At 70.3% G+C, this 21,435-nt stretch carries 21 protein-coding genes; 10 read left to right on the top strand and 11 right to left on the bottom strand.

The window, feature by feature from the left end; all coding sequences use genetic code 11:
* Window positions 1-103: 103 nt before the first annotated feature.
* Entirely contained in the window at window positions 104-577 is a 474-nt protein-coding gene (locus E5N76_RS23280; RefSeq protein ID WP_149539716.1) for an Lrp/AsnC family transcriptional regulator, read from the top strand.
* A gap of 355 nt (window positions 578-932) precedes the next feature.
* The gene (locus E5N76_RS29765; RefSeq protein ID WP_187830341.1) at window positions 933-1,595 is read left to right on the top strand and encodes a class I SAM-dependent methyltransferase; all 663 of its coding nucleotides are present in this window, start codon (window positions 933-935) and stop codon (window positions 1,593-1,595) included.
* A gap of 4 nt (window positions 1,596-1,599) precedes the next feature.
* Here E5N76_RS29765 and E5N76_RS23270 read toward each other — a convergent pair whose 3' ends face one another.
* The 10 genes from E5N76_RS23270 to carA all read right to left on the bottom strand — a co-directional run bounded on the left by E5N76_RS23270 (window position 1,600) and on the right by carA (window position 11,899).
* Window positions 1,600-2,040, bottom strand: coding sequence for a type II toxin-antitoxin system VapC family toxin (locus E5N76_RS23270; protein WP_149539714.1), 441 nt, complete (start codon window positions 2,038-2,040; stop codon window positions 1,600-1,602).
* Window positions 2,037-2,318 (bottom strand): type II toxin-antitoxin system Phd/YefM family antitoxin, encoded by a 282-nt coding sequence (locus E5N76_RS23265; RefSeq protein WP_149539713.1) that lies wholly within the window; start codon window positions 2,316-2,318, stop codon window positions 2,037-2,039. The genes E5N76_RS23270 and E5N76_RS23265 overlap by 4 nt, the downstream gene beginning before the upstream one ends.
* A 149-nt stretch (window positions 2,319-2,467) precedes the next feature.
* Window positions 2,468-3,721, bottom strand: a complete 1,254-nt coding sequence (locus E5N76_RS23260; protein WP_149539712.1) for a threonine ammonia-lyase — start codon at window positions 3,719-3,721, stop codon at window positions 2,468-2,470.
* Window positions 3,722-3,728: 7 nt separating this feature from the next.
* On the bottom strand, window positions 3,729-4,202 hold the full coding sequence (gene greA, locus E5N76_RS23255; RefSeq protein ID WP_149539711.1) for a transcription elongation factor GreA: 474 nt from the start codon (window positions 4,200-4,202) through the stop codon (window positions 3,729-3,731).
* Window positions 4,203-4,394: 192 nt separating this feature from the next.
* Entirely contained in the window at window positions 4,395-7,640 is a 3,246-nt protein-coding gene (gene carB, locus E5N76_RS23250) for a carbamoyl-phosphate synthase large subunit (RefSeq protein ID WP_149539710.1), read from the bottom strand.
* A gap of 12 nt (window positions 7,641-7,652) precedes the next feature.
* The gene (locus E5N76_RS23245; RefSeq protein WP_149539709.1) at window positions 7,653-7,913 is read right to left on the bottom strand and encodes a hypothetical protein; all 261 of its coding nucleotides are present in this window, start codon (window positions 7,911-7,913) and stop codon (window positions 7,653-7,655) included.
* Window positions 7,910-8,545, bottom strand: coding sequence for a LysE family translocator (locus tag E5N76_RS23240; protein WP_207792085.1), 636 nt, complete (start codon window positions 8,543-8,545; stop codon window positions 7,910-7,912). The genes E5N76_RS23245 and E5N76_RS23240 overlap by 4 nt, the downstream gene beginning before the upstream one ends.
* 4 nt (window positions 8,546-8,549) lie before the next feature.
* Window positions 8,550-9,308: an SDR family NAD(P)-dependent oxidoreductase gene (locus E5N76_RS23235; protein WP_149539707.1), complete on the bottom strand. Its 759-nt coding sequence runs from the start codon at window positions 9,306-9,308 to the stop codon at window positions 8,550-8,552.
* A gap of 18 nt (window positions 9,309-9,326) precedes the next feature.
* On the bottom strand, window positions 9,327-10,424 hold the full coding sequence (locus E5N76_RS23230) for a hypothetical protein (RefSeq protein WP_149539706.1): 1,098 nt from the start codon (window positions 10,422-10,424) through the stop codon (window positions 9,327-9,329).
* A 2-nt stretch (window positions 10,425-10,426) separates the two neighbouring features.
* Window positions 10,427-11,899 (bottom strand): glutamine-hydrolyzing carbamoyl-phosphate synthase small subunit, encoded by a 1,473-nt coding sequence (carA, locus tag E5N76_RS23225; RefSeq protein ID WP_149539705.1) that lies wholly within the window; start codon window positions 11,897-11,899, stop codon window positions 10,427-10,429.
* A gap of 196 nt (window positions 11,900-12,095) precedes the next feature.
* On the opposite strand from carA, the gene E5N76_RS23220 reads away from it, so the two are divergent.
* The 8 genes from E5N76_RS23220 to E5N76_RS31605 all read left to right on the top strand — a co-directional run bounded on the left by E5N76_RS23220 (window position 12,096) and on the right by E5N76_RS31605 (window position 18,832).
* Window positions 12,096-12,560 carry a GatB/YqeY domain-containing protein gene (locus E5N76_RS23220; protein ID WP_149539704.1) on the top strand — a complete coding sequence of 155 codons (465 nt, stop codon included), beginning with the start codon at window positions 12,096-12,098 and terminating at the stop codon, window positions 12,558-12,560.
* A gap of 3 nt (window positions 12,561-12,563) precedes the next feature.
* Entirely contained in the window at window positions 12,564-13,016 is a 453-nt protein-coding gene (locus tag E5N76_RS23215; protein ID WP_149539703.1) for an META domain-containing protein, read from the top strand.
* 87 nt (window positions 13,017-13,103) lie between these two features.
* Complete coding sequence (gene dnaG, locus E5N76_RS23210) at window positions 13,104-14,909, top strand: DNA primase (RefSeq protein WP_149539702.1); 1,806 nt, start codon at window positions 13,104-13,106, stop codon at window positions 14,907-14,909.
* A 156-nt stretch (window positions 14,910-15,065) separates the two neighbouring features.
* Window positions 15,066-16,982, top strand: a complete 1,917-nt coding sequence (gene rpoD / locus E5N76_RS23205) for an RNA polymerase sigma factor RpoD (protein WP_149539701.1) — start codon at window positions 15,066-15,068, stop codon at window positions 16,980-16,982.
* A 95-nt stretch (window positions 16,983-17,077) separates the two neighbouring features.
* A complete protein-coding gene (locus tag E5N76_RS23200; RefSeq protein ID WP_149539700.1) occupies window positions 17,078-17,644 on the top strand; it encodes a GNAT family N-acetyltransferase in 567 nt (188 codons plus the stop codon).
* A 202-nt stretch (window positions 17,645-17,846) separates the two neighbouring features.
* Window positions 17,847-18,053, top strand: a complete 207-nt coding sequence (locus E5N76_RS23195; protein WP_149539699.1) for a cold-shock protein — start codon at window positions 17,847-17,849, stop codon at window positions 18,051-18,053.
* Window positions 18,054-18,123: 70 nt separating this feature from the next.
* Window positions 18,124-18,336 (top strand): hypothetical protein, encoded by a 213-nt coding sequence (locus tag E5N76_RS23190; RefSeq protein WP_149539698.1) that lies wholly within the window; start codon window positions 18,124-18,126, stop codon window positions 18,334-18,336.
* Window positions 18,337-18,394: 58 nt separating this feature from the next.
* A complete protein-coding gene (locus E5N76_RS31605; protein WP_235907843.1) occupies window positions 18,395-18,832 on the top strand; it encodes a hypothetical protein in 438 nt (145 codons plus the stop codon).
* A 304-nt stretch (window positions 18,833-19,136) separates the two neighbouring features.
* Here the strand turns inward: E5N76_RS31605 and E5N76_RS23180 are convergent, their stop codons facing one another.
* On the bottom strand, window positions 19,137-21,263 hold the full coding sequence (locus tag E5N76_RS23180; protein WP_149539697.1) for a sodium-translocating pyrophosphatase: 2,127 nt from the start codon (window positions 21,261-21,263) through the stop codon (window positions 19,137-19,139).
* Window positions 21,264-21,435 lie beyond the last annotated feature (172 nt).

Below are 21,435 nucleotides of genomic sequence, written 5' to 3'. Positions count from 1 at the left end.
TATTCGTCGGGGATGGCGCTGTCACAAGCACCCGGCTTGCAGCTTCCGGGTCGAGCAATGATATTGCGCACCGAGCCCAGAGTCGGCAACGAAACGCGAGCGCATGCCAACGGACCCGGATTTTTCCCTCGATGAGGTGGACCGCCAGATCCTGGCCGAGCTGCAGCAGGATGGTCGGATGACCAATGTGGAGCTGGCCCGCCGAGTCGGCCTTTCCGCCCCGCCCTGCCTGCGCCGGGTGCGGCGGCTGGAGGAGGAGGGGATCATCCGCGGCTACCATGCGGAGCTGGACCCGGTGGCGCTGGGCTATGAGATCACCTTCTTCGCCCTGGTCGGGCTGGAGAGCCAGAAGGAGGCGGTGCTCTCCGCCTTCGAGGGGGCGGTGAAGGAATGGCCGGAGGTGCGGGAGTGCCACATGATCCGCGGCGGCGGGGATTTCCTGCTGCGGCTGGTGGCGCGGGACACGGCGCATGAGAATGCGCTGACCTCGCGGCTGACCGCGGCTCCGGAGGTGGCCAGGGTGCAGACCCTGCAGACGATCCGAACGGCGAAGGATGCGGCGGGGGTGCCCGTTTAAGCTTCCCCATGACGTTGCTGCGCGGCGCCGCGGGGCCCCGGAATCGCCCGATTCCCCTCCGGGTTTCGCGCAGCCTGCCGCGGCAGGGCAGCGGGCGGCGCTGGCTGCCGACGGTGGGGACGAGCGGCAAAAGACGCATCGCATTGTGAGAATCATCCGCTGCGACAGGACGCTTTTTCATCCATGGCGGGACGGCCGGCCGGTGAACAACTCACACCGAAATCCGGGTCCGGTCCACGGTAGCGAGCGACCCCTGCCGCCAGCCGGCAGTTTCCCCGGCTTTCAAACCCGCGCCTGTAACGCCCATGGCGCGGTTTTCCTTGCCCCGCGCCACCGGCATGCTACCCCAGGTGGCATGAGCCGCCCCGCCGACCCGCGCCCCGGCCTGGTGACCGAGGCCCGCCTGGACGCCGCCGCCCGCTATGCCGGCGATCTGTGGCTGCCCGAGCATCCCTATTTCGACGCCGCCGAGCAGGTGTTCGAGCCGCTCTGGACCGGGCTGATCCTGCCCTTCCTCGAGGGCGCCGATTTCACCTGCGTGCTGGACCTCGCCACCGGCCGCGGCCGCAATGCCGCGAAGCTGCTGCCCCTGGCGCAGCGCCTCATCCTGGTGGACATCCGGCCGGAGAACATCGCCTTCTGCCGCCGCCGCTTCGGCGACGACCCGCGCCTCAGCTACATCGCCAATAGCGGCTACGATCTGCACGGGGTGCCGGATGCCGGCATCACCCTGCTCTATTGCTTCGACGCCATGGTGCATTTCGACAGCGACGTGGTCCGGGCCTATCTGGCCGAGGCGCGGCGTATCCTGGCGCCCGGTGGCCGCGCCTTCCTGCACCATTCCAACTACACGGCGGGGCATGACTGGCTGAAGGCGCCGCATTGCCGGGCCTTCATGTCGAAGGACATGTTCCGCCACTACGCCCTGAAGGAGGGGCTGCAGGTGCTGCGCCAGGATGTCTTCGACTGGGGCGGGGTGGCGGGGCTGGATTGCGCCACGCTGCTGGCGCGGGAATAGCGCCTCAGCCGGGCAGGGGCGTGTCCCAGGGATTCAGCAGGGGCACGCCCGTCGGGCGGAAATCGGCGGTGTTGCGGGTGGCCACGCCGAGGCCGTGGGCCAGCGCCGTCGCGGCGATGAAGAGATCGGGCTGGAGATAGGTGTGGCGTTCCGTCCGCGCCGCCTCCACCAGGCGGCGCCAGCGCAGGGCCACGGCCTCGTCGATATCCAGCACGCGCCGGCCGAGCCAGCGGCGGAGCTGGTTCGCCAGCCAATGCTCCGGCTCGGCGCGGAAGGCGTCGCCCGGCGTCAGGCGCTCGACGCCGTAGCGCAGCTCGGCGAGGCTGATGCAGCTCACGTAAAGGCTGGCGAGGGGCTGGGCGCTGGCCCAGGCGCGCACCCCGGGGTGGCAGCGCGGCTTGCGCAGCTCCGACAGCACATTGGTGTCGAGCAGCCAGCCCGTCACGGTTCCGGGTCGCGGACGGGCAGGGGATCGCCGCGCTGGCCGAATTCGAATTCCTCCGGCAGGCCGGGGGGCATGGATTGCATGATGTCGAACAGGGTGGGCGCCGGTTCGGCCGGCACCAGCCGGGCGTATTCCTCGGCGGAGAGCACCACCACGGCCGGCCGGCCATGCAGCGTCACGGTCTGCGGCCCCTCGGCCTGGGCGGCCCGGACCAGCTCGCTGAAGCGGGCCTTGGCGTCCTGCAGCTTCCAGGCTTGCGGAGGGCTGGTGTCGAGCATGGGGTCAGACTAGTCTGACCGGATAGACGGCGCAAGCCATGCCTGCCGGTCGGGACGGTGCCGCCCGGTGTCCGTCCCGGCAGGCTGTGCGGGGTCGCCGGGACTGAGTGGCTACGGGGGACGAGGACGCGCAGCGGCTTTGCGCGGAGTCACCCGCGCCGCACCACGTAATTCCCCGCCTCCAGCGCGGCGATGATGGCCTGGCCCTGGGCGGCGTCGCGCACCTCCACCATCAGGTGCAGCTCCGTGCTCTGCACCGTCGGCGCGCCGAAGAGCTGCTGGTGCTGCACCTCGATGACATTGCCGCCCAGCGCCGAGATGCGGGCGGAGATATCCGCCAGCATACCGGGCCGGTCCGGGATGTCGAAGTGCAGGCGCAGGATGCGGCCATCCCGCAGCAATTGCCGCAGCAGCACGTTGGAGAGGGCGCGGGCGTCGATATTGCCGCCGGTCACCGGCAGCCCCACGGCGCGGCCGGCGAAGCGTTCCGGAAAGGCCAGCACCGCGGCCAGCGCGGCGGCGCCGGCGCCTTCCGCCACCACCTTGGCGCCTTCGGCCAGCAGGGCGATGGCTTCCTCCACCGCCCGCTCCGGCACCACCAGCACCTCCACCCCCTGGCGCTGCAGCCAGGCGAAGGGCAGCTCGCCCACATCGCGCACGGCGATGCCCTCGGCGACGGTCGGCCCGCCCACCGCGACGGGCCTGCCGCCCAGGCGCTGGGCCATGGCGGAATAGGCCTCCACCTCCACCCCGAACACCGTCATGCCGGGATGCAGCTCCAGCGCCGCGGCGGCGCAGCCGGTGAGCAAGCCCCCGCCACCCACCGGCACGGCCAGGACGGAGATCTCCGGCGCATCCTCCAGCATCTCCAGCGCCAGCGTGCCCTGGCCGGCGATGACGCCGGGATCGTCATAGGGGTGGATGAAGGTCAGGCCTTCCCGCAGCGCGAGGTCGCGCGCATGGGCGGCGGATTCCGCCAGGCTCTCGCCCTGCAGCACCACCCGCGCGCCCCAGCCCTCCGTGCGCACCACCTTGGTCGCCGGGGTGAATTTCGGCATGACGATGGTGGCGCTGATGCCGGCCAGCGAGGCATGCCGCGCCACCGCCTGCGCATGGTTGCCGGCGGACATGGCGATGACCCCCGCCGCCCGTTCCCGCGCCGAGAGCAGGGCGATGCGGTTGGCCGCGCCGCGCTCCTTGAAGGCGCCCGTCGCCTGCAGGTTGTCCAGCTTCAGCCAGACCTTGGCGCCGGTCGCCCGGCTGACCGCATCGGAGAAGAGGGTCGGCGTGCGGATGACGCTGCCCTGGATGCGCGCCGCGGCGGCCCGCACCTCCTCCAGCCCCAAAGGTACGAGCGAAGGCAGCGGCGCCGCGACGGCGCCGGCCAGGTTCCGCAACGGCATGGCAGCCTCAGCGGAAGGCGACGTTGGTGATCTCATAGGCGCGGGCGCCGCCGGGGGCGGGCACCTCCACGCTGTCGCCGACCTTCTTGCCGATCAGCGCCTTCGCCAGCGGCGAGGAGATGGAGATGGAGTTCACCTTCATGTCGGCCTCATAGGCGCCGACGATGCGGTAGGTCTTCTCCTCCTCCGTCTCCTCATCGACGACGGTGACGCGGGCGCCGAATTTCACCTGGTCGCCGGAGAGCTTGGAGACGTCGATCACCTCGGCAGCCGGGATGATGGTCTCCAGCTCGGCGATGCGGCCCTCGATGAAGGACTGCTTTTCCCGCGCCGCATGGTACTCGGCGTTCTCCGAAAGATCGCCATGGGCCCGCGCCTCGGCGATCGCGCGGATCACCGCGGGCCGCTCCTCGGCTTTCAGGACCTTCAGCTCCTCCTCCAGCTTCGCCAGACCTTCCGCGGTCATGGGGAATTTCTGCACGGCAAGCCCTTCCTTCGCAAACCCAGACTGACTCTGGCCCTGCCTTGACTATCGCAGAGGCCAGACAATGCCGGCCAAGCGAATTCCTACGGCAAGAGGGAACCTTGGCGCCGGGTGCCGGCTGTGGCCCGCTGGCGGCCCGCAGCCGGGGCACAGCCATGCGGGGCCGCGGACCCGCCGCACCCGTCGCGCTCAGAAAGAATGGCTAAAATAGGACTGCAGGGGGGCCACATCAAGGGTTCCCGCCTTCAGCGCCGCGATGGCATGCACCGCCGCCCGGGCGCCGGCCGCCGTGGTGTAGTGCGGCACCCCATGGGTGAGGGCGGAGCGGCGGATGTCGAAGCTGTCCGCCACGCTCTGCCCGCCACCTGTGGTGTTGATGACGAGCTGGATGTCGCCCGACTTGATGGCATCCACGCAATGTGGCCGGCCTTCCAGCACCTTGTTCACCACCTGGCAGGCCAGGCCGGCTTCGCGGATGCGGGCGGCGGTGCCGCGCGTGGCCATGACGGTGAAGCCCATATCGGTCAGCCGCCTGGCCAGCACCACGGCGGCCGGCTTGTCGCCATCCTTCACCGAGATGAAGGCGGTGCCGGAGAGCGGCAGCTTCACCCCTGCGCCGAGCTGGGATTTGGCGAAGGCACGCTCGAAACTGGCGTCGAGGCCCATCACCTCGCCGGTGGATTTCATCTCCGGGCCCAGGATGACGTCCACATTGGGGAAGCGGTTGAAGGGGAAGACCGCCTCCTTCACCGCGACATGGCGGCTGATCGCCTCGTCATCCAGCGCGAATTCGCGCAAGCCCGCGCCGGCCATCACCCGCGCGCCGATCTTCGCCACCGGCACGCCGGTCGCCTTGGCAACGAAGGGTACGGTGCGGGAGGCGCGGGGATTGACCTCCAGCACGTAGATCTCGCCGTCCTTCACCGCGTACTGGACATTCATCAGCCCCTGCACCTTCAGCGCCTTGGCCATCGCCTCGGTCTCCGCCTTCAGCTCGGTGACGATGGCGGGCGGCAGGGAATAGGGGGGCAGGGAGCAGGCGCTGTCGCCGGAGTGGATGCCGGCCTCCTCGATATGCTCCATGACGCCGGCGACATAGACTTCGCCCGCCGCATCGGCGATGCAGTCCACATCCACCTCGATGGCGTCGGCCAGGTACTGGTCGATGAGGATGGGGTTCTCGCCCGAGACCTTTACCGCCTCCTGGCCGAAGCGCAGGAGCTGCTCGCGGTTATGCGCGATCTCCATGGCGCGGCCGCCGAGCACGTAGGAGGGGCGGACGACGACGGGGTAGCCGATGCGCTCCGCCTCGGTGACGGCCTCGTCCAGCGTGCGCGCCGTGCCGTTCTGCGGCTGCTTCAGGCCGAGGCCCTTCAGCAGGTGCTGGAAGCGCTCGCGGTCCTCGGCGATGTCGATGGCTTCCGCGCTGGTGCCGAGGATGGGGATGCCCGCCTTGTGCAGCGCCTGGGACAGCTTGAGGGGCGTCTGCCCGCCATATTGCACGATGCAGCCGAGCAGCTCGCCCTTCTCCTGCTCCTTGCGGATCAGGCTGATGACGTCCTCGGCGGTCAGCGGCTCGAAATAGAGCCGGTCGGAGGTGTCGTAATCGGTGCTGACGGTCTCCGGGTTGCAATTGACCATGATGGTCTCGAAGCCGGCTTCGCGCAGCGCGTAGCAGGCATGGACGCAGCAATAGTCGAATTCGATGCCCTGGCCGATGCGGTTCGGCCCGCCGCCAAGGATGACCACCTTGCGCTTGTCGGTCGGCCGGCTTTCGCAGACCGGCACGCCGAAGCCGCCCTCGTAGGTGGAATACATATAGGGCGTTTCGGAGGCGAATTCGGCGGCGCAGGTATCGATGCGCTTGTAGACCGGCGCGACGCCGAGGGCCTGGCGCGCCTGTTCCACCGCGGCCTCGCTGCTGCCGGTGAGCTGCGCCAGGCGCTTGTCGGAGAAGCCGAGCGCCTTCACCCGGCGCAGCGCGGTGGCGGTCTTCGGCAGGCCGGTGGCACGGAGCTCCGCCTCCGCCCGCACGATCTTCTCCACCTCGCGGAGGAACCAGGGGTCGAATTTGCTCGCCTCGGCGATTTCGGCGAGCGGCATGCCGGCGCGCATCGCCTGCGCCGCCATCAGGATGCGGTCCGGCCGCGGCGTGGCCAGCGCGGCGTGGTAGGCGCCGAGGCTGCCATCGCCCGGCGCCGCCACCTCATCCAGCCCGGCGAAGCCGGTCTCCAGGCTGCGCAGCCCCTTCTGCAGCGCCTCCGCGAAGGAACGGCCGATGGCCATCGCCTCGCCCACGCTCTTCATGCTGGTGGTCAGGGTCGCCGGCGTGCCGGGGAATTTCTCGAAGGTGAAGCGCGGGATCTTCACCACGACATAGTCGATGGTCGGCTCGAAGCTCGCCGGCGTGACGCGGGTGATGTCGTTCGCCAGCTCATCCAGCGTGTAGCCCACGGCGAGCTTCGCCGCGACCTTGGCGATGGGGAAGCCGGTGGCCTTGGAGGCCAGCGCCGAGCTGCGCGAGACGCGCGGGTTCATCTCGATGATGACCATGCGGCCATCCGCCGGGTTGATGCCGAACTGCACGTTCGACCCGCCGGTATCGACGCCGATCTCCCGCAGGCAGGCGATGCTGGCATCGCGCAGGCGCTGGTATTCCTTGTCCGTCAGGGTCAGCGCCGGGGCAATGGTCACGCTGTCCCCGGTATGCACCCCCATGGCGTCCAGATTCTCGATGGAGCAGATGATGATGCAATTGTCCGCGGTGTCGCGGACCACCTCCATCTCGTATTCCTTCCAGCCGAGGACGCTCTCCTCCACCAGCACCTCGCTGGTCATCGAGGCGTCGAGGCCGGCGGCGACGATCTGCTCGAATTCCTCGCGGTTATAGGCGATGCCGCCGCCGGTGCCGCCCAGGGTGAAGCTGGGGCGGATGACGCAGGGGAGCTTCACCTCCTCCAGCGCCGCGCGGGCTTCCTCCATGGTGTGTGCGATGGCGCTGCGTGGGCTCTCGATGCCGATCTTCGCCATGGCGTCGCGGAATTTCTGCCGGTCCTCCGCCTTGTCGATCACCTCCGCCTTGGCCCCGATCAGCTCGCAGCCGTATTTCGCCAGCACGCCGGCCTCTGCCAGCTTCAGCGCGGTGTTCAGCGCGGTCTGGCCGCCCATGGTGGGCAGCAGCGCATCGGGGCGCTCCTTGGCGATGATCTTCTCCACCATCTCGACCGTGATGGGTTCGATGTAGGTGGCATCCGCCAGCCCCGGATCGGTCATGATCGTTGCCGGGTTGGAGTTGACGAGGATGACGCGATAGCCCTCCGCCCTGAGGGCCTTGCAGGCCTGGGCACCGGAATAGTCGAATTCGCAGGCCTGGCCGATGACGATCGGGCCGGCGCCGATGATGAGGATGGAGGAGATGTCGGTGCGCTTCGGCATGGGAGGTCCGGTTCAGGCAAGGGGTTCGCGCCGCGCCGCCAGCAGCAGGGGCGGCAGCAGCAGCAGGTGAGAGAGGAGGATCAGGGCGAGGGCGGCCAGAGGCTCCCCGGGCGCGGCGAACCAGGCGCAGAAGCCGTTCACCACCAGGCCAAGGCCGAAGGCTCGCCAGGCGGCAAGGCGCGGCGGCATCATCCGGCGGAACAGCATGGCCAGCAGAGCAAGCGAGAGGCCCGTCCAGGACAGCGCCAGCAGCGCCAGGAACACCAGCGTCACGTCGTGCTCCGCTGCGTCGCCAGCTTCACCGCCAGCAGGCCGAGCGCGGCGCCCAGCACCCAGCGCTGCACCGCCATCCAGATCGGCCTTGTGCCGAGGAAGCGGGCGGTGGCGGCGGCGCCCCAGACCAGCACAGCATCGAACAGGGTGCAGACGGCGATCTGCACCGCGCCGAGCAGCGCGCCCTGCAGGAAGACATGGCCGCGCGCCGGGTCGATGAAGGGCGGCAGCACCGCCATGTAGAACAGCGCCACCTTCGGGTTCAGCGCCGCGGTGGCGAAGCCCACGCTGAACAGCCGCCAGGACGGCTCCTTCGGCATCGGCCGCGGGGCAAACAGGGGCTGGCCGCCGGGCCGGAGGCTCTGCCAGGCAAGGAAGGCGAGATAGGCCGCGCCGCCCAGCCGCAGCACGTCCCAGGCATAGGGAATGGCGAGCAGCGCCGCGGTGATGCCGGCGGATGCCGCCAGCATGATGGCCAGCGACCCGGCCTGGCAGCCGAAGAGCGAGACCATCCCCGCCCCCGTCCCCTGCGCGAGCGAGCGGGAGACGAGGTAGAGCATGTTCGGCCCCGGCGTCAGGGCCAGGCCGAGCGAGAGGGCGGCGAAGACGAGGAGGGTGTGGAGGCTGGGCAAGGCTCTATCCATTCACCGAAAAGCCGCCATCCACCGGGATCGCCACCCCGGTGATGAAGGCGCTGGCCGCGCTGCCGAGGAAGGCCGCCACCCCCTCGAAATCCGCCGGCGAGCCCCAGCGCAGGCTGGGCGTGCGGGAGAGGACGTTGTCGTTCAGCTTCGGCATGTCGGTGCGTGCCTTGCGGGTCAGGTCGGTGTCGATCCAGCCGGGCAGGATGCAGTTCACCGTGATGCCGTCCGGCGCCCAGGCCACCGCCAGGCTCTTGGTGAGCTGCACCACCCCGCCCTTGCTGGCGCCATAGGCGGCATGCAGCGGCAGGCCGAAGATGGAGAGCATGGAGCCGTTGTTGATCACCCGCCCCTGCCCGCTGGCCTTCAGATGCGGGAAGGCCGCCTTGCTCGCCAACATGGTGCTGGTCAGGTTGGTGGCGATCACCTGGTGCCAATCGGCCAGGTCGTAGACTTCCGGCCGGTTGCGGATGTTGATGCCGGCATTGTTCACCAGGATGTCCAGCCGGCCGAGGCGGGCGACGGTCGCCGCCACCATGGCGTTGATGCTGGCTTCGTCGGTGACGTCCACCACGACGGAATCCGCTATGGCGCCGAGCGCCGCCAGCTCCGCCACCGCCGCCGCGTTCTTCTCCGCATTGCGGCCGGCCACCATCACCGCGGCGCCCCCCTTGGCGAGGCCCCGGGCGAAGCCGAGGCCGATGCCGCCATTACCGCCGGTGACCAACCCGACCCGGCCCTTCAGATCGAACATGCGCTTTCCTCCCTGTTGTCAGCCCGGCGCCGACGCCGCGATCAGGCGGCGCTGCCAGAGCCATTCGCTGTAGTAATGCGCCGCCGCCGCGGCCAGGTGCCGCTCGGCACTGAGCTGCGGCTCCAGCGCCGCCAGCCCGGCGCGGCGGGCCTCTGCCGTCGGTGCCGTCTCCAGCCCGGCCAGCAGCGCATCCATCACCCGTTCCAGCGCGAAGGGCGCCAGGGCGGCCTCCGGCAGGGCGGCGGCGAAAGCGGCGGCGGCGGGGAAGCCCTCCAGCAGCTCCGCCGCCAGCGCCTCCGGCGCCAAAGGCCGCGCGCAGCAGCGGCCGGAGAAATGATGGCGGGCGGCGCTGTGCAGCGTCCTCGCGTCCAGCCAGCCCGGCCCGCCGAAATGGTCATAGACGAAAGCCGGCAGCCGGGCCCGCAGCGCATAGGGGACGGTCTTGCCGATGCTCAGCACCGCATCCGCCGCGTCCAGGTCGGCGGCGGTCAGGCGCTGCCCCACCACCTCGCCGCCCAGGCCCCAATGCACCACCTCCAGCCCCGCCGCGCGCAGCAGGGGCAGGGCGGCCAGCACCTCCGGCGGGGCGTGGTTGGAGACCACCAGCAACCGCCGCAGCGCCCTGCGGGGCGCGCCCGCCGGCCGGGCGAAGCCGGGCGGGGCGGCGTTGCGGAACACCATCACCTTCTCCGCCGGCAAGCCGGCGGCGATCACCTGCGCCTCCCCTTCCTCCGAAGGCACCAGGATGGCGTCGGCCAGGAAGGGCTCCGCCAGCACCCCCGGCTGGGCGAAATCCCAGCTCCGGTCCAGATGGGCGAAGACGAAGAGGCTGCGCTCCCGCGCCTCCGGCTCCGGCCGGTAGTCGAACAGCGTCTCGAAGCGGTGCTGCAGCCAGAGCAGATCATAGTCGAAGGCGCGGATCGCGGCCGGCCCATGCCGCAGCGGGACGCCGGCGGCGGCGGCCAGCGCCGCCATCGGCCCTTCGGCCAGGCAGCTCAATATCTCGCAGGCGAAGCCGCGCGCCGCCAGCGCCTCCGCCGCTTCCAGCAGCACCAGCTCCGATCCCGCGACATGGGCGAAATGCGCGGTGGCCAGCAGGGCGCGGCGCTGACGCATGCTCAGGCGGCTTGCTTGTGCTTCTCGATCAGCGCGACGAAGCGGTGGAACAGGTAGTGGCTATCCGTCGGGCCGGGGCTGGCTTCCGGGTGGTACTGCACGGAGAAGGCCGGCAGGTCGGTCGCCATCAGCCCTTCATTCGAGCCGTCGAAAAGCGAGATATGCGTCACCTTGACGCTTGCCGGCAGGCTCTTCTCGTCCACCGCGAAGCCGTGATTCTGGCTGGTGATCTCCACCTTGCCGGTGGTCAGGTCCTTCACCGGCTGGTTGGCGCCGCGATGGCCGCGTTCCAGCTTGTAGGTGCTGCCGCCCAGCGCCAGGCCGAGCAATTGGTGGCCGAGGCAGATGCCGAAGACCGGCACCTTCCGCTCCAGCACCGCGCGGATGGCGGGCACGGCGTATTCGCCCGTCGCCGCCGGGTCGCCGGGGCCGTTGGAGAGGAAGACGCCATCCGGCTGGTGGCGCAGGATCTCCTCGGCGGTGGCCGTCGCCGGCACCACCGTCACGTCGAGGCCCGCCGAGGCGAGGCAGCGCAGGATGTTGCGCTTGGCGCCGTAATCCACCGCGACGACCCTGTGCTTCGGCGCCGTCTGGCGGCCGAAGCCCTCCGGCCAGGCCCAGCGCGTCTCGTCCCAGTGATAGGCCTGGCGGCAGGAGACCTCCTTCGCCAGGTCCATCCCCTCCAGCCCTGGCCAGGCGGCGGCCGCCGCGCGCAGGGCGGCGAGGTCGAAGCGGCCATCCTCGGGGAAGGCGAGCACCCCGTTCGGCGCCCCGCCATCGCGGATGCGGGCGGTCAGCGCCCGCGTGTCCAGCCCGGCGATGCCCGGCACGCCATGCGATTTCAGCCAGTCATCCAGGTGGCGCGTGGCGCGGTAATTGGCCGGCTCGGTCACGTCCTGCTTGACGATCAGGCCGCGGGCGGCCGGCGTCACCGCCTCGATATCCTCCGGATTGGCGCCGACATTGCCGATATGCGGGAAGGTGAAGGTGATGATCTGCCCGGCATAGGAGGGGTCGGTCAGGGTCTCCTGATAGCCCGTCATGCCGGTGTTGAAGCAGATCTCGGCGGGCAGGGAGCCCTGGGGCGGGGTATGGGCGCCGAAGCCGCGCCCCCAGAAGACGCTGCCATCCCCCAGCACCAGGCAGGCGGTCGCGCCCTCGGGCGCGCGGAAGATCCCTTTGCCCTCGGGCGCGCGGAAGATCCCTTTGCCCTCGGGCGCGCGGGAGGCCCCTTCGCCTTCGGGCACGGCGTCGGGGGCGGGGGCGTCGCTCATCTTGGTCTCCGCGCGGGGTTCGGGGGCGCCGGGCAGTTCGGCCAGGGGCAGGCCGGTGGCGGCGAGGATCGCCGGCCAGTGCCGGGCCGGAATGGCCTTGGTCTGGCGCCATTTGCGCACCGCCTCGGTGCCGATGCCGCAATGCCGTGCCGCGGCCTCCGGGCCGCCGAGCAGGGCGATGATGTCTTCGACCGTGCGCATGGCTGCATTATGTGGGAAAGCATTTCCCATCTCAAGGGCGCCAAGGTGCGTGGGAAATGATTTCCCAAAAACGACACGACCCGGCCGCCTTGCCTCCCTGGCCGCGCATGCTACCTCCCCCGCCCGATATCTGCTCGCGTGATTCCGGCCTGCCGGCCGGAACGGCCGCCCGCCATCACGCCCGGAGGAGACCGCCATGGCCGAGGACCTGCGCAGCCGTTTCACCGCCGCCCTGAAGGCGGCGATGCTGGCCAAGGACGTCGCCCGTACCTCCACCCTCCGCATGATCACCGCGAAGCTGAAGGATGTGGACATCGCCGCCCGCCCCTCCGGCGTGGACAAGGTGCCGGAGGAGCAGATCCTCGCCATGCTGCGCGGCATGGCGAAGTCCCGCCGCGAGAGCGTCGAGCTCTACCGCCAGGGCAACCGGCCGGAGCTGGCGGCGAAGGAGGAGGCGGAGATCGCCGTCATCGAAAGCTTCCTGCCGCAGCAGATGGATGAGGCGGCGATGCGCGCGGCGGTGGCCGAGGCGGTGGCGGAAACCGGCGCCAGCAGCATCAAGGAGATGGGCAAGGTGATGGCGGCGCTGAAGGCGAAGCACGCCGCCAGCCTGGACATGGCGAAGGCCGGGCCGCTGGTGAAGGCGGCGCTGGGGGGCTGAGCGATGCGGCCCCTGCCGATCGCCTGCCTGCTTGCCGCCCTGGCCGCGCCGGCGGCGGCGCAGGCCCCTGCCGGCGCGCCGCCCACCGCCGGGCCGCCCCTGGCCGACACGGCCTGGCGGCTGGAACGCCTTCTTCCGCCCGGCGATCCGGCCGCCGCGGTCGTGCCGGCGGATCCAACGCGCTACGAGCTGCGCCTCGGCCCGGATGGGCGCCTGGCCATGCGGCTGGACTGCAATCGCGGCGCCGGGCGCTGGACCGCCACGGCAGAGGCGCCGGACCAGGGCCGCATCGCCTTCGGCCCGCTGGTGACGACGCGCGCGGCCTGCGCACCCGGCTCGCTGGAACCGCGGCTGGCGCGGGAAGCGGCGCAGATCCGCAGCTATCGGCTGGAAGGCGAGAGGTTGCGGCTGGGGCTGGCCTCCGGCGGGGCGCAGCTCTGGCAGCGGGCGCCCTGAGGCGGGCGGCGCCCGCCGCAAACCCGCCGGCACGGTCTGGCGACCCTCCCGCATCCGGTCGCGCGGACGCTATGCTATCCCCACGCCATGGCCCTCCCCCCCGCCTTTCTCGAGGAGCTGCGCGCCCGCACCCCGCTGGCCCAGCTCATCGGCCGCAAGACGCGGCTGGCCCGGAATGGCCGGCAGTGGAAGGGCTGCTGCCCCTTCCACAACGAGAAGACGCCGAGCTTCTACGTCTATGACGACCATTTCCACTGCTTCGGCTGCGGCGCGCATGGCGATGCCATCACCTTCCTCATGCGCGGCGAGGGGGCGAGCTTCCCCGAGGCGGTGGAGCGGCTGGCGCGCGAGGCCGGGCTGGAGGTGCCGAAACCCACGCCCGAGGCCGCGGCGCGGGAGCGCCGCGCCCGCGACCTGCATGCCGTGCTGGCCGCGGCGGAGGCCGCCTATCGCCGCCGCCTGCGCCTGCCCGAAGGCCGGCCCGCGCTGGACTATCTGCAGCGCCGCGGCCTGACCGAGGAGACGATCGAGCGCTTCGGCCTCGGCTGGTCCGGCGAGGGGCGCGGCGCGCTGGCCGCCGAGCTGAAGGCCGAGGGCATCGAGCCGGCCCAGCTCGTCGAGGCCGGGCTGATGAAGCCGCGCGACCCGGAGAGGCCGGAAGCCGGCCTCACGGATATGTTCTTCGGCCGGGTCATGTTCCCCATCCGCGACCGGCGCGGCCGCACCATCTCCTTCGGCGGCCGCATCCTGGGCGACGGCCAGCCGAAATACGTCAACGGACCGGAAACCGCGCTGTTCCAGAAGCGCCGCAGCCTCTACGGCCTGGACCAGGCGCGGGAGGGGGTGTTCCGCGGCGCCGTGCTGCTGGTGGTCGAGGGCTATATGGACGTCATCGCCCTGCACCAGGCGGGGTTCGCCGGCGCCGTGGCGCCGCTCGGCACCGCGCTGACGGCGGAGCAGCTCGAGGCGCTGTGGCAGATCTCGCCGGAGCCGGTGCTGAGCTTCGACGGTGATGCCGCCGGCGCCCGCGCCGCGGCCCGGGCGGCGGAGCTGGCCCTGCCGCTGCTGGCGCCGGAGCGCAGCCTGAAGCTCGCCATGCTGAGCGGCGGCGAGGATCCCGACACGCTGATCCTGAAGGGCGGCCGCCGCGCCTTCGAGGCGGTGCTGCAGGCCGCCCGGCCGCTTTCCGCCGCGCTCTACGATCTGCTGGCCGAGGGCAAGCGGCTGGAGACGCCGGAGCAGCGCGCCGCGCTGCGCCACCGGCTGGAGGCCGCTGCGCGCGCCATCCCGGACAAGGCGCTGGCGGCCGAATATCGCCGCGCGCTGCTGGACCGCTTCTTCGCCGGCAACCGCCGCGGTGGCGGCGCGGCGCGGCCCGGCCCCGTCACGCCACGCCGCGCGCCGATCGACCTCGCCGCCATCAGGCTGGAGCGGGCGCGCAACCTGCTGGCCATCCTGCTGCGGCACCCCGCGCTGTTGCCGGAAGTGGAGGAGCCTTTCGCCGCGCTCGACCTGCCGGAAGGCGATTGCGTGGCGCTGCGCGCCGCCCTGCTGCGCTTCCTGGCGGAGGCCCCCCTGCTTGACTCGGCGGCGCTGATGGACCACCTCGCCCATTATGGGCTCGGTGCGGCCATGGCCTGGGCGTTGCGGCCCCAGGGCCTCTCGGCCGCTTCGCTGCAGGAGGCGCAACCGGCGGAGGCGCTGGACGGGTGGTGGCACTTCTTCGGTCTGCTGCGGGGCGAGGCGGAATTGGTCGCAGACCGCGACGCGGCCCAGCTTTTGCTTGCGGAAACCAACGATGCCACGGCCCAGGCGCGACTCATCCGGCTGAGCGAGGCGCTGGCCGCGCTCCGCGGCGGCGACCCCGAACAGGGGCTGCGGACGGCTTGGTGACCTGATCGCCCCACTCGCGGGGGAGCACGGCAGGTCGCTGAGAAAGAGGGGGTACGGCCCGGGAGCGAAGCCGGCAGAGCTTCGGGACCGGGCCGCAGGGACAGGGCGGGCGCGCCTTCCCCGGCATGGGGACGGCGCCGGAACGGAGCGGACGGCATGGCGAGCAAGGTCGCGAACGGCACGGATACGGTCGAAAGCCGCGACGAGGCGGTCGATGGTGTGCTGCTCGACACCATGACGGCCTCGGTGAAGAAGCTGATCGCCCGGGGCAAGGAACGCGGCTACGTCACCTATGACGAGGTGAATGCGGCGCTGCCGCAGGACCAGGTCTCCTCCGAACTCATCGAGGACACGCTGGCCAATCTCTCCGAGATCGGCATCACCGTCGTCGAGGGCGAGGAGACCGATGACGGCGAGGCCGCCGCCAAGCCCGCCGCCGAGGACAAGGAGAAGGAGGAGGACGAGGAGTCCGGCGGCAATGTGGACGAGGAAAATCTCGGCCGCACCGACGATCCCGTCCGGATGTATCTGCGCGAGATGGGCAGCGTCGAGCTGCTCTCCCGCGAGGGCGAGATCGCCATCGCCAAGCGGATCGAGGCGGGGCGGGACATGATGATCGGCGGGCTCTGCGAGAGCCCGCAGACCTTCAAGGCGATCATCGCCTGGCATGATGCGGTGAAGGAAGGCCGCATGCTGCTGCGCGACGTGATCGACCTGGAGGCGACCCATGCCGGCGACAATCCGGACGCCGCTGCCCCGGACCCGAACGAGGAATTCGAGGAAGGCGAGGAAGGCGAGGGCATGGGCCTCTCCCTCTCCGCGCTGGAAGAGAAGCTGAAGCCCGAGGCGCTGGCGGCCTTCGAGGCGATCGAGGCCGCCTACGGCAAGCTGCAGAAGATGCAGCAGAAGCGCATGGAGGCCTATACCGCGGGCGAGGACCTCGCCGGCCGGTCCGAGAAGACCTACGAGAAGGCGCGGACCGAGCTGGTCGGGCTGGTGGAGAAGGTGCATCTCCACAACAACCGGATCGAGGAACTGGTCGAGCAGCTCAAGCAGATCAACCGCAGGCTGACGGCGCTGGAAGGCCAGGTGCTGCGCATGGCGGAGGCCGCCAAGGTGAAGCGGGAGGATTTCCTGCAGCACTGGCGTGGCAATGAGCTGGACCCGGCCTGGTTCGACCGCCTCGGCAAGCTCAGCCATAAATCCTGGAAGGCCTTCATCGCCCGCTCCCGCGAGGATGTGGAGGCGGTGCGCGCCCAGATGGCGACCATCGCCAACGACACCAGCCTGCCGATCGGCGAGTTCCGCCGCGTCTATGCCACCGTCTCCCGTGGCGAGCGGGACATGACCCAGGCAAAGCGGGAGATGATCGAGGCGAACCTCCGCCTCGTCATCTCCATCGCCAAGAAATACACCAATCGCGGCCTGCAATTCCTCGACCTGATCCAGGAGGGGAATATCGGCCTGATGAAGGCGGTGGATAAGTTCGAATACCGCCGCGGCTACAAGTTCAGCACCTACGCCACCTGGTGGATCCGCCAGGCGATCACCCGCTCCATCGCGGACCAGGCGCGGACCATCCGCATCCCGGTCCACATGATCGAGACGATCAACAAGCTGGTCCGCACCAGCCGGCAGATGCTGCACGAGATCGGCCGCGAGCCGACGCCGGAGGAGCTGGCGGAGAAGCTCGGCATGCCGCTCGAGAAGGTGCGGAAGGTGCTGAAGATCGCCAAGGAGCCGATTTCCCTCGAGACGCCGATCGGCGACGAGGAGGACAGTCATCTCGGCGACTTCATCGAGGACAAGGCCGCCATCATCCCGCTGGACGCCGCCATCCAGTCCAACCTGCGCGAGGCGACGACGCGGGTGCTCTCCTCGCTCACGCCGCGCGAGGAGCGGGTGCTGCGCATGCGCTTCGGCATCGGCATGAACACCGACCACACGCTGGAGGAGGTCGGGCAACAGTTCAACGTGACGCGCGAGCGCATCCGGCAGATCGAGGCCAAGGCGCTGCGCAAGCTGAAGCACCCCTCGCGCTCGCGGAAGCTGCGCAGCTTCCTGGACAATTAGATGCGTATGTCCGCCCTGCGCGAAGCCGCCGCTCCGGGCCCCGTCGCGGCTCGCCGCGATGGGCTCCCGGCAACCCTTCGTGCAGGGCGGGCGTGATGGCGCTGGAGCCCGTCATCCCGGTCGCCGTCGATGTGACCTTCCTGCGAATGGACCGGCGCCCGACCGATCCGGCCCCGTGCCTGCCGCCGGAGGCGCGGATGGAGCGGGTGGCGCGCTGCACCGTGCCCTTCTACCGCTACCTCTACGACACGGTGGGGCATCGCTATGTCTGGTGGCTGCGCCGCACCGTGCCGGACGCGCAGTTGGCCGAACTGCTGGCGGAGCCGGCGATCTCCATCCATGTGCTGTATCGCGGCGGCGAGCCGGCGGGGTTCTACGAGCTGGATCGCCGGCTCGGCGGGGTGGTGAACCTCTCCTATTTCGGCCTGCTGCCGCATGCGGTGGGGACGGGGCTGGGCCGCGCCTTCCTGCGCCAGGCGGTGGACGATGCCTGGGCCGAGGCGCAGCGCGCCGTCACGGTGAATACCTGCACCGCGGACCATCCCCGGGCCCTGCCGAATTACCTGGCCGCCGGCTTCCAGAAGCTGCGGACGGAGCGGGAGATCTGGCACGTGCCGGTGCGGCTGGGCCTGCCGATCCCGGAGCGGCTGCGGGCGGGCTGACCGCAGCTTTCCGCCCGGCGCGTGCGATTTGGCTTGTAGCCGGGCCGCCGCAGGGCCATATGCACCGGGTCAACCCGTCCGGTTCGGCCTGTTTCGTTTCGTCCCGCCCGGGGCGCCGAGCTTGGTTTCCGTCCTGAGAGGCAGATTGGCCCGCCCCGCGGCGTTCGCGGGGCGGCACCCCTTGCATGATGGGAATCCCCGCATGTCCACCGGTACCGTGAAATGGTTCAACGCCACCAAGGGCTATGGCTTCATCCAGCCTGAGGGCGGCGGCGCCGACGTCTTCGTCCATATCTCCGATGTGCAGCGCTCCGGCCTCAGCGGCCTGCAGGACGGGCAGCGCATCAGCTTCGACATCCAGCGCGGCCAGCAGGGCAAGCTTTCCGCCTGCAACCTGAAGGCCGAGTGATCCGGGGGGCGGCGGCGCGACCCGCCGCCGCCTTCCTGCCCGCCGCCCGAACCTGGGAAGGAGACGCCGCATGACCCCGCATCTCTACAGCGTCGGCCAGAATGTCGAATTCGTGCCGGGGCGCTACGACACCAACGTGCCGCGCGGCCTCTACACCGTGGTGCGGCAATTGCCGGGCCCGCCGAACGACCGGGAATACCGGGTGAAGCACAAGCAGGACGGGCACGAGCGCATCGTGCTGGAAAGCCAGCTCCGCAGCGGGCCGCCGACGCTGTTCGCCTGAGGGGCGGGGCTGAAGGGCGGGGTTGCAGGGGCCGGCCCTTCCGGCAGAGGAGGGGGTGATGGCCCGCAGGCCGAATTACGGTCAGCAACGCGCCGAGGTGAATCGCAGCAAGCAGGCGAAGCAGGAGGCCCGGCAGCGCGAGCGCGAGGCCGCCGTGGCGCAGCGCCGGGCCGGCCGCGAGGATGCCGGCCCGCCCGAAGCGGCGGCTGTGCCGGCGAAGGCGCCGCCGGCTGTGCGTGACCCGCCCGTGCGTGACAAGGATATGGACGAGCCCATGGCCAGGCGGCGCGATGACGGGAAATGGGTGCTGTTCGACGTGACCTATGCCGATGGCAGCCGCCGCTCCAACCGCAAGGTGCCGGGGGAATTGCTCGGCGGCCTGGATGGCGACGCGCCGGCCCGCGCCGAGATCGAGGCGCAGGACCGCCGCATCGCCGAGGCCTCCGGCAAGCCGGCGGGCAAGATCCTGGCCGTGGTCCGCAGCCGGGTCGGCTGACGGGGCAACCTGCCCCGGCGCCGGTATGAGCCGGCAGGGCGAAGCCGGGGGTCAGTGGCCTGCTTGTCCGCGAAGTTCGCGGGATATCCAGCGAACTTCGCGGACAAGCAGGCCACGGAAGATGGAAGGCCAGCGGCCCGAGGACGAAGTCCGCAGGATGTCGAAACCGGGCCACCAGAGCGTGACGCGTCCGCTACCGCTCACGCCGCCGGGGGCCAGGCCTGGCCCCCGGCGGGGGGTGGCGGCACTCTCGCCACCGGGAGCCTCGGGGCGAAGCCGCCACCGGTTTCACCCGCTACCGGTTTCACCCGCTATGCGCCAGGATCGCCAGCAGCAGCAGCGCCACGATATTGGTGATCTTGATCATCGGGTTCACTGCCGGCCCTGCCGTATCCTTGTACGGGTCGCCCACCGTGTCGCCGGTGACCGCCGCCTTGTGGGCGTCCGATCCCTTGCCGCCATGGTGGCCTTCCTCGATGTACTTCTTGGCGTTGTCCCAGGCGCCGCCGCCCGTGGTCATGCTCACCGCCACGTAGAAGCCGGTGACGATGACGCCCAGCAGCATCGCCCCCAGCGCCTCGAACCCGGCGGCCTTCCCGGCGATGGCCTGGACGCCGAAATAGCAGACCAGCGGCGAGAGCACCGGCAGCAGCGAGGGGATGATCATCTCCTTGATCGCCGCCTTGGTCAGGATGTCCACGGCGCGGCCGTAATCCGGCCGGTCGCGGCCTTCCATGATCCCCGGCTTTTCGCGGAATTGCTGCCGCACTTCCTCCACCACGCTCATCGCCGCGCGGCCGACCGCCGTCATCGCCATGCCGCCGAAGAGGAAGGGCAGGGCGCCGCCGAAGAGCAGCCCCATGACGACATAGGGCGAGGAGAGGCTGAAGGTGAGCGCCCCGACCCCGGTGAAATACGGGTACTGCGCCGTATTGGCGGCGAAGAAGCTGAGGTCCTGGGTATAGGCGGCGAACAGCACCAGCGCGCCGAGGCCCGCGGAGCCGATGGCGTAGCCCTTGGTGACGGCCTTCGTCGTGTTGCCCACCGCGTCCAGCGCGTCCGTGGTGACGCGGATCTCCTTCGGCAGCCCGGCCATCTCCGCGATGCCGCCGGCATTGTCCGTGACCGGGCCGAAGGCGTCGAGAGCCACCACCATGCCGGCCAGGGCCAGCATGGTCGTCACCGCGATGGCGATGCCGTAGAGCCCGGCCAGGTTGAAGGCCACCAGCACGCCGGCGATGATGATGAGCGCCGGCACCGCCGTGCTCTCCATGGAGACCGCCAGGCCGCGGATGACGTTGGTGCCATGGCCGGTGACGGAGCTTTCGGCGATGGCCTGCACCGGGCGGAAGCCGGTGCCGGTGTAGTATTCCGTGACGACGATGATGAGGCCGGTGACCGCCAGCCCCACCACGCCGCAGAGGAAGAGCGAGAAGGCGCTGAAGCTGGTCCCGCCGGCGGTGATCGTGTCCGACCCCCAGATCAGGTAGCTGAGCGGCAGCAGCACGACCAGGGACAGCACCCCGGTGACGATGAAGCCGCGATACATCGCCCCCATGATGGAGTTGTTGGAGGGCAGCTTCACGAAATAGGTGCCGGCGATGGAGGTGATGACGCAGACCGCGCCGATCGCCAGCGGGTAGAGCATGCCCTCCGCCAGGCGCTGGTCGGAGCCGGCGAAGCTGATCGCCGCCAGCACCATGGTGGCGACCATGGTCACCGCATAGGTCTCGAAGAGGTCGGCCGCCATGCCGGCGCAGTCGCCGACATTGTCGCCCACATTGTCGGCGATGGTGGCGGGGTTGCGCGGGTCATCCTCCGGGATGCCGGCCTCCACCTTGCCCACCATGTCGCCGCCCACATCGGCGCCCTTGGTGAAGATGCCGCCGCCGAGCCGGGCGAAGATGGAGATCAGCGAGGCGCCGAAGCCGAGCGCCACCAGCGCGTCGATCACCTTCCGGTCATTCGGCGCGTAGCCGCCGAGCACCACCAGGATGAAGAAGTAGATGGCGACGCCGAGCAGGGCGAGGCCGGCCACCAGCATGCCGGTGATGGCGCCCGACTTGAACGCCACGTCCAGCCCGGCGGCGAGGGATTGGGTGGAGGCCTGGGCGGTGCGCACATTGGCGCGGACCGAAACATTCATGCCGATGAAGCCGGCCAGGCCCGAAAGCACGGCACCGATCAGGAAGCCGATCGCGACGGTGATGCCGAGCGTCACCACCACCAGCACGAAGAGCACGATGCCGACGATGCCGATGGTGATGTATTGCCGTCGCAGATAGGCGCCCGCCCCCTCCTGCACGGCTTTCGCGATTTCCTGCATGCGTGCGGAGCCGGCATCCAGCGCCATCACCTGCTTGGCGGTGACCACGCCATAGGCGATGGACGCCGCCCCGAGCAGAATCACCAGGACCAGAATCAAGGTCATCAAGTCCGCAACCCCCCATTCTTGTCTCGCCGGGACATTCGCGCCCGGACGGTGCGCGGGAGGCTAAAGCAAAGCGCCGGGGTGGGAAATCACCCCGCCATGGAATTATGAAGGCATACAACGGGCTTGCGGCGCGGCGATTGCGGCGGCGGAAGGGCGGGCCGCGCCTTGC

Source organism: Siccirubricoccus phaeus (genome assembly GCF_008360935.1).
GTDB lineage: Bacteria > Pseudomonadota > Alphaproteobacteria > Acetobacterales > Acetobacteraceae > Siccirubricoccus > Siccirubricoccus phaeus.
The sequence above is the reverse complement of the archived record's forward strand: the minus strand, read 5'-3'. Positions and strand labels throughout refer to the sequence as shown.

Bases quoted from the DNA above. Each gene is read 5' to 3' on its own strand.
- dnaG (WP_149539702.1), top strand. From the start codon at position 13,104: ATGGCCCTCCCCCCCGCCTTTCTCGAGGAGCTGCGCGCCCGCACCCCG.
- E5N76_RS23265 (WP_149539713.1), bottom strand. From the start codon at position 2,318: ATGCTCGACACCAGCCCTCCGCAAGCCTGGAAGCTGCAGGACGCCAAG.
- E5N76_RS23220 (WP_149539704.1), top strand. From the start codon at position 12,096: ATGGCCGAGGACCTGCGCAGCCGTTTCACCGCCGCCCTGAAGGCGGCG.
- E5N76_RS23200 (WP_149539700.1), top strand. From the start codon at position 17,078: ATGGCGCTGGAGCCCGTCATCCCGGTCGCCGTCGATGTGACCTTCCTG.
- E5N76_RS29765 (WP_187830341.1), top strand. From the start codon at position 933: ATGAGCCGCCCCGCCGACCCGCGCCCCGGCCTGGTGACCGAGGCCCGC.
- E5N76_RS23195 (WP_149539699.1), top strand. From the start codon at position 17,847: ATGTCCACCGGTACCGTGAAATGGTTCAACGCCACCAAGGGCTATGGC.
- E5N76_RS23260 (WP_149539712.1), bottom strand. From the start codon at position 3,721: ATGCCGTTGCGGAACCTGGCCGGCGCCGTCGCGGCGCCGCTGCCTTCG.
- E5N76_RS31605 (WP_235907843.1), top strand. From the start codon at position 18,395: ATGGCCCGCAGGCCGAATTACGGTCAGCAACGCGCCGAGGTGAATCGC.
- E5N76_RS23280 (WP_149539716.1), top strand. From the start codon at position 104: ATGCCAACGGACCCGGATTTTTCCCTCGATGAGGTGGACCGCCAGATC.
- E5N76_RS23180 (WP_149539697.1), bottom strand. From the start codon at position 21,263: ATGACCTTGATTCTGGTCCTGGTGATTCTGCTCGGGGCGGCGTCCATC.
- E5N76_RS23230 (WP_149539706.1), bottom strand. From the start codon at position 10,424: ATGCGTCAGCGCCGCGCCCTGCTGGCCACCGCGCATTTCGCCCATGTC.
- E5N76_RS23235 (WP_149539707.1), bottom strand. From the start codon at position 9,308: ATGTTCGATCTGAAGGGCCGGGTCGGGTTGGTCACCGGCGGTAATGGC.
- carA (WP_149539705.1), bottom strand. From the start codon at position 11,899: ATGCGCACGGTCGAAGACATCATCGCCCTGCTCGGCGGCCCGGAGGCC.
- rpoD (WP_149539701.1), top strand. From the start codon at position 15,066: ATGGCGAGCAAGGTCGCGAACGGCACGGATACGGTCGAAAGCCGCGAC.
- E5N76_RS23190 (WP_149539698.1), top strand. From the start codon at position 18,124: ATGACCCCGCATCTCTACAGCGTCGGCCAGAATGTCGAATTCGTGCCG.
- E5N76_RS23215 (WP_149539703.1), top strand. From the start codon at position 12,564: ATGCGGCCCCTGCCGATCGCCTGCCTGCTTGCCGCCCTGGCCGCGCCG.
- carB (WP_149539710.1), bottom strand. From the start codon at position 7,640: ATGCCGAAGCGCACCGACATCTCCTCCATCCTCATCATCGGCGCCGGC.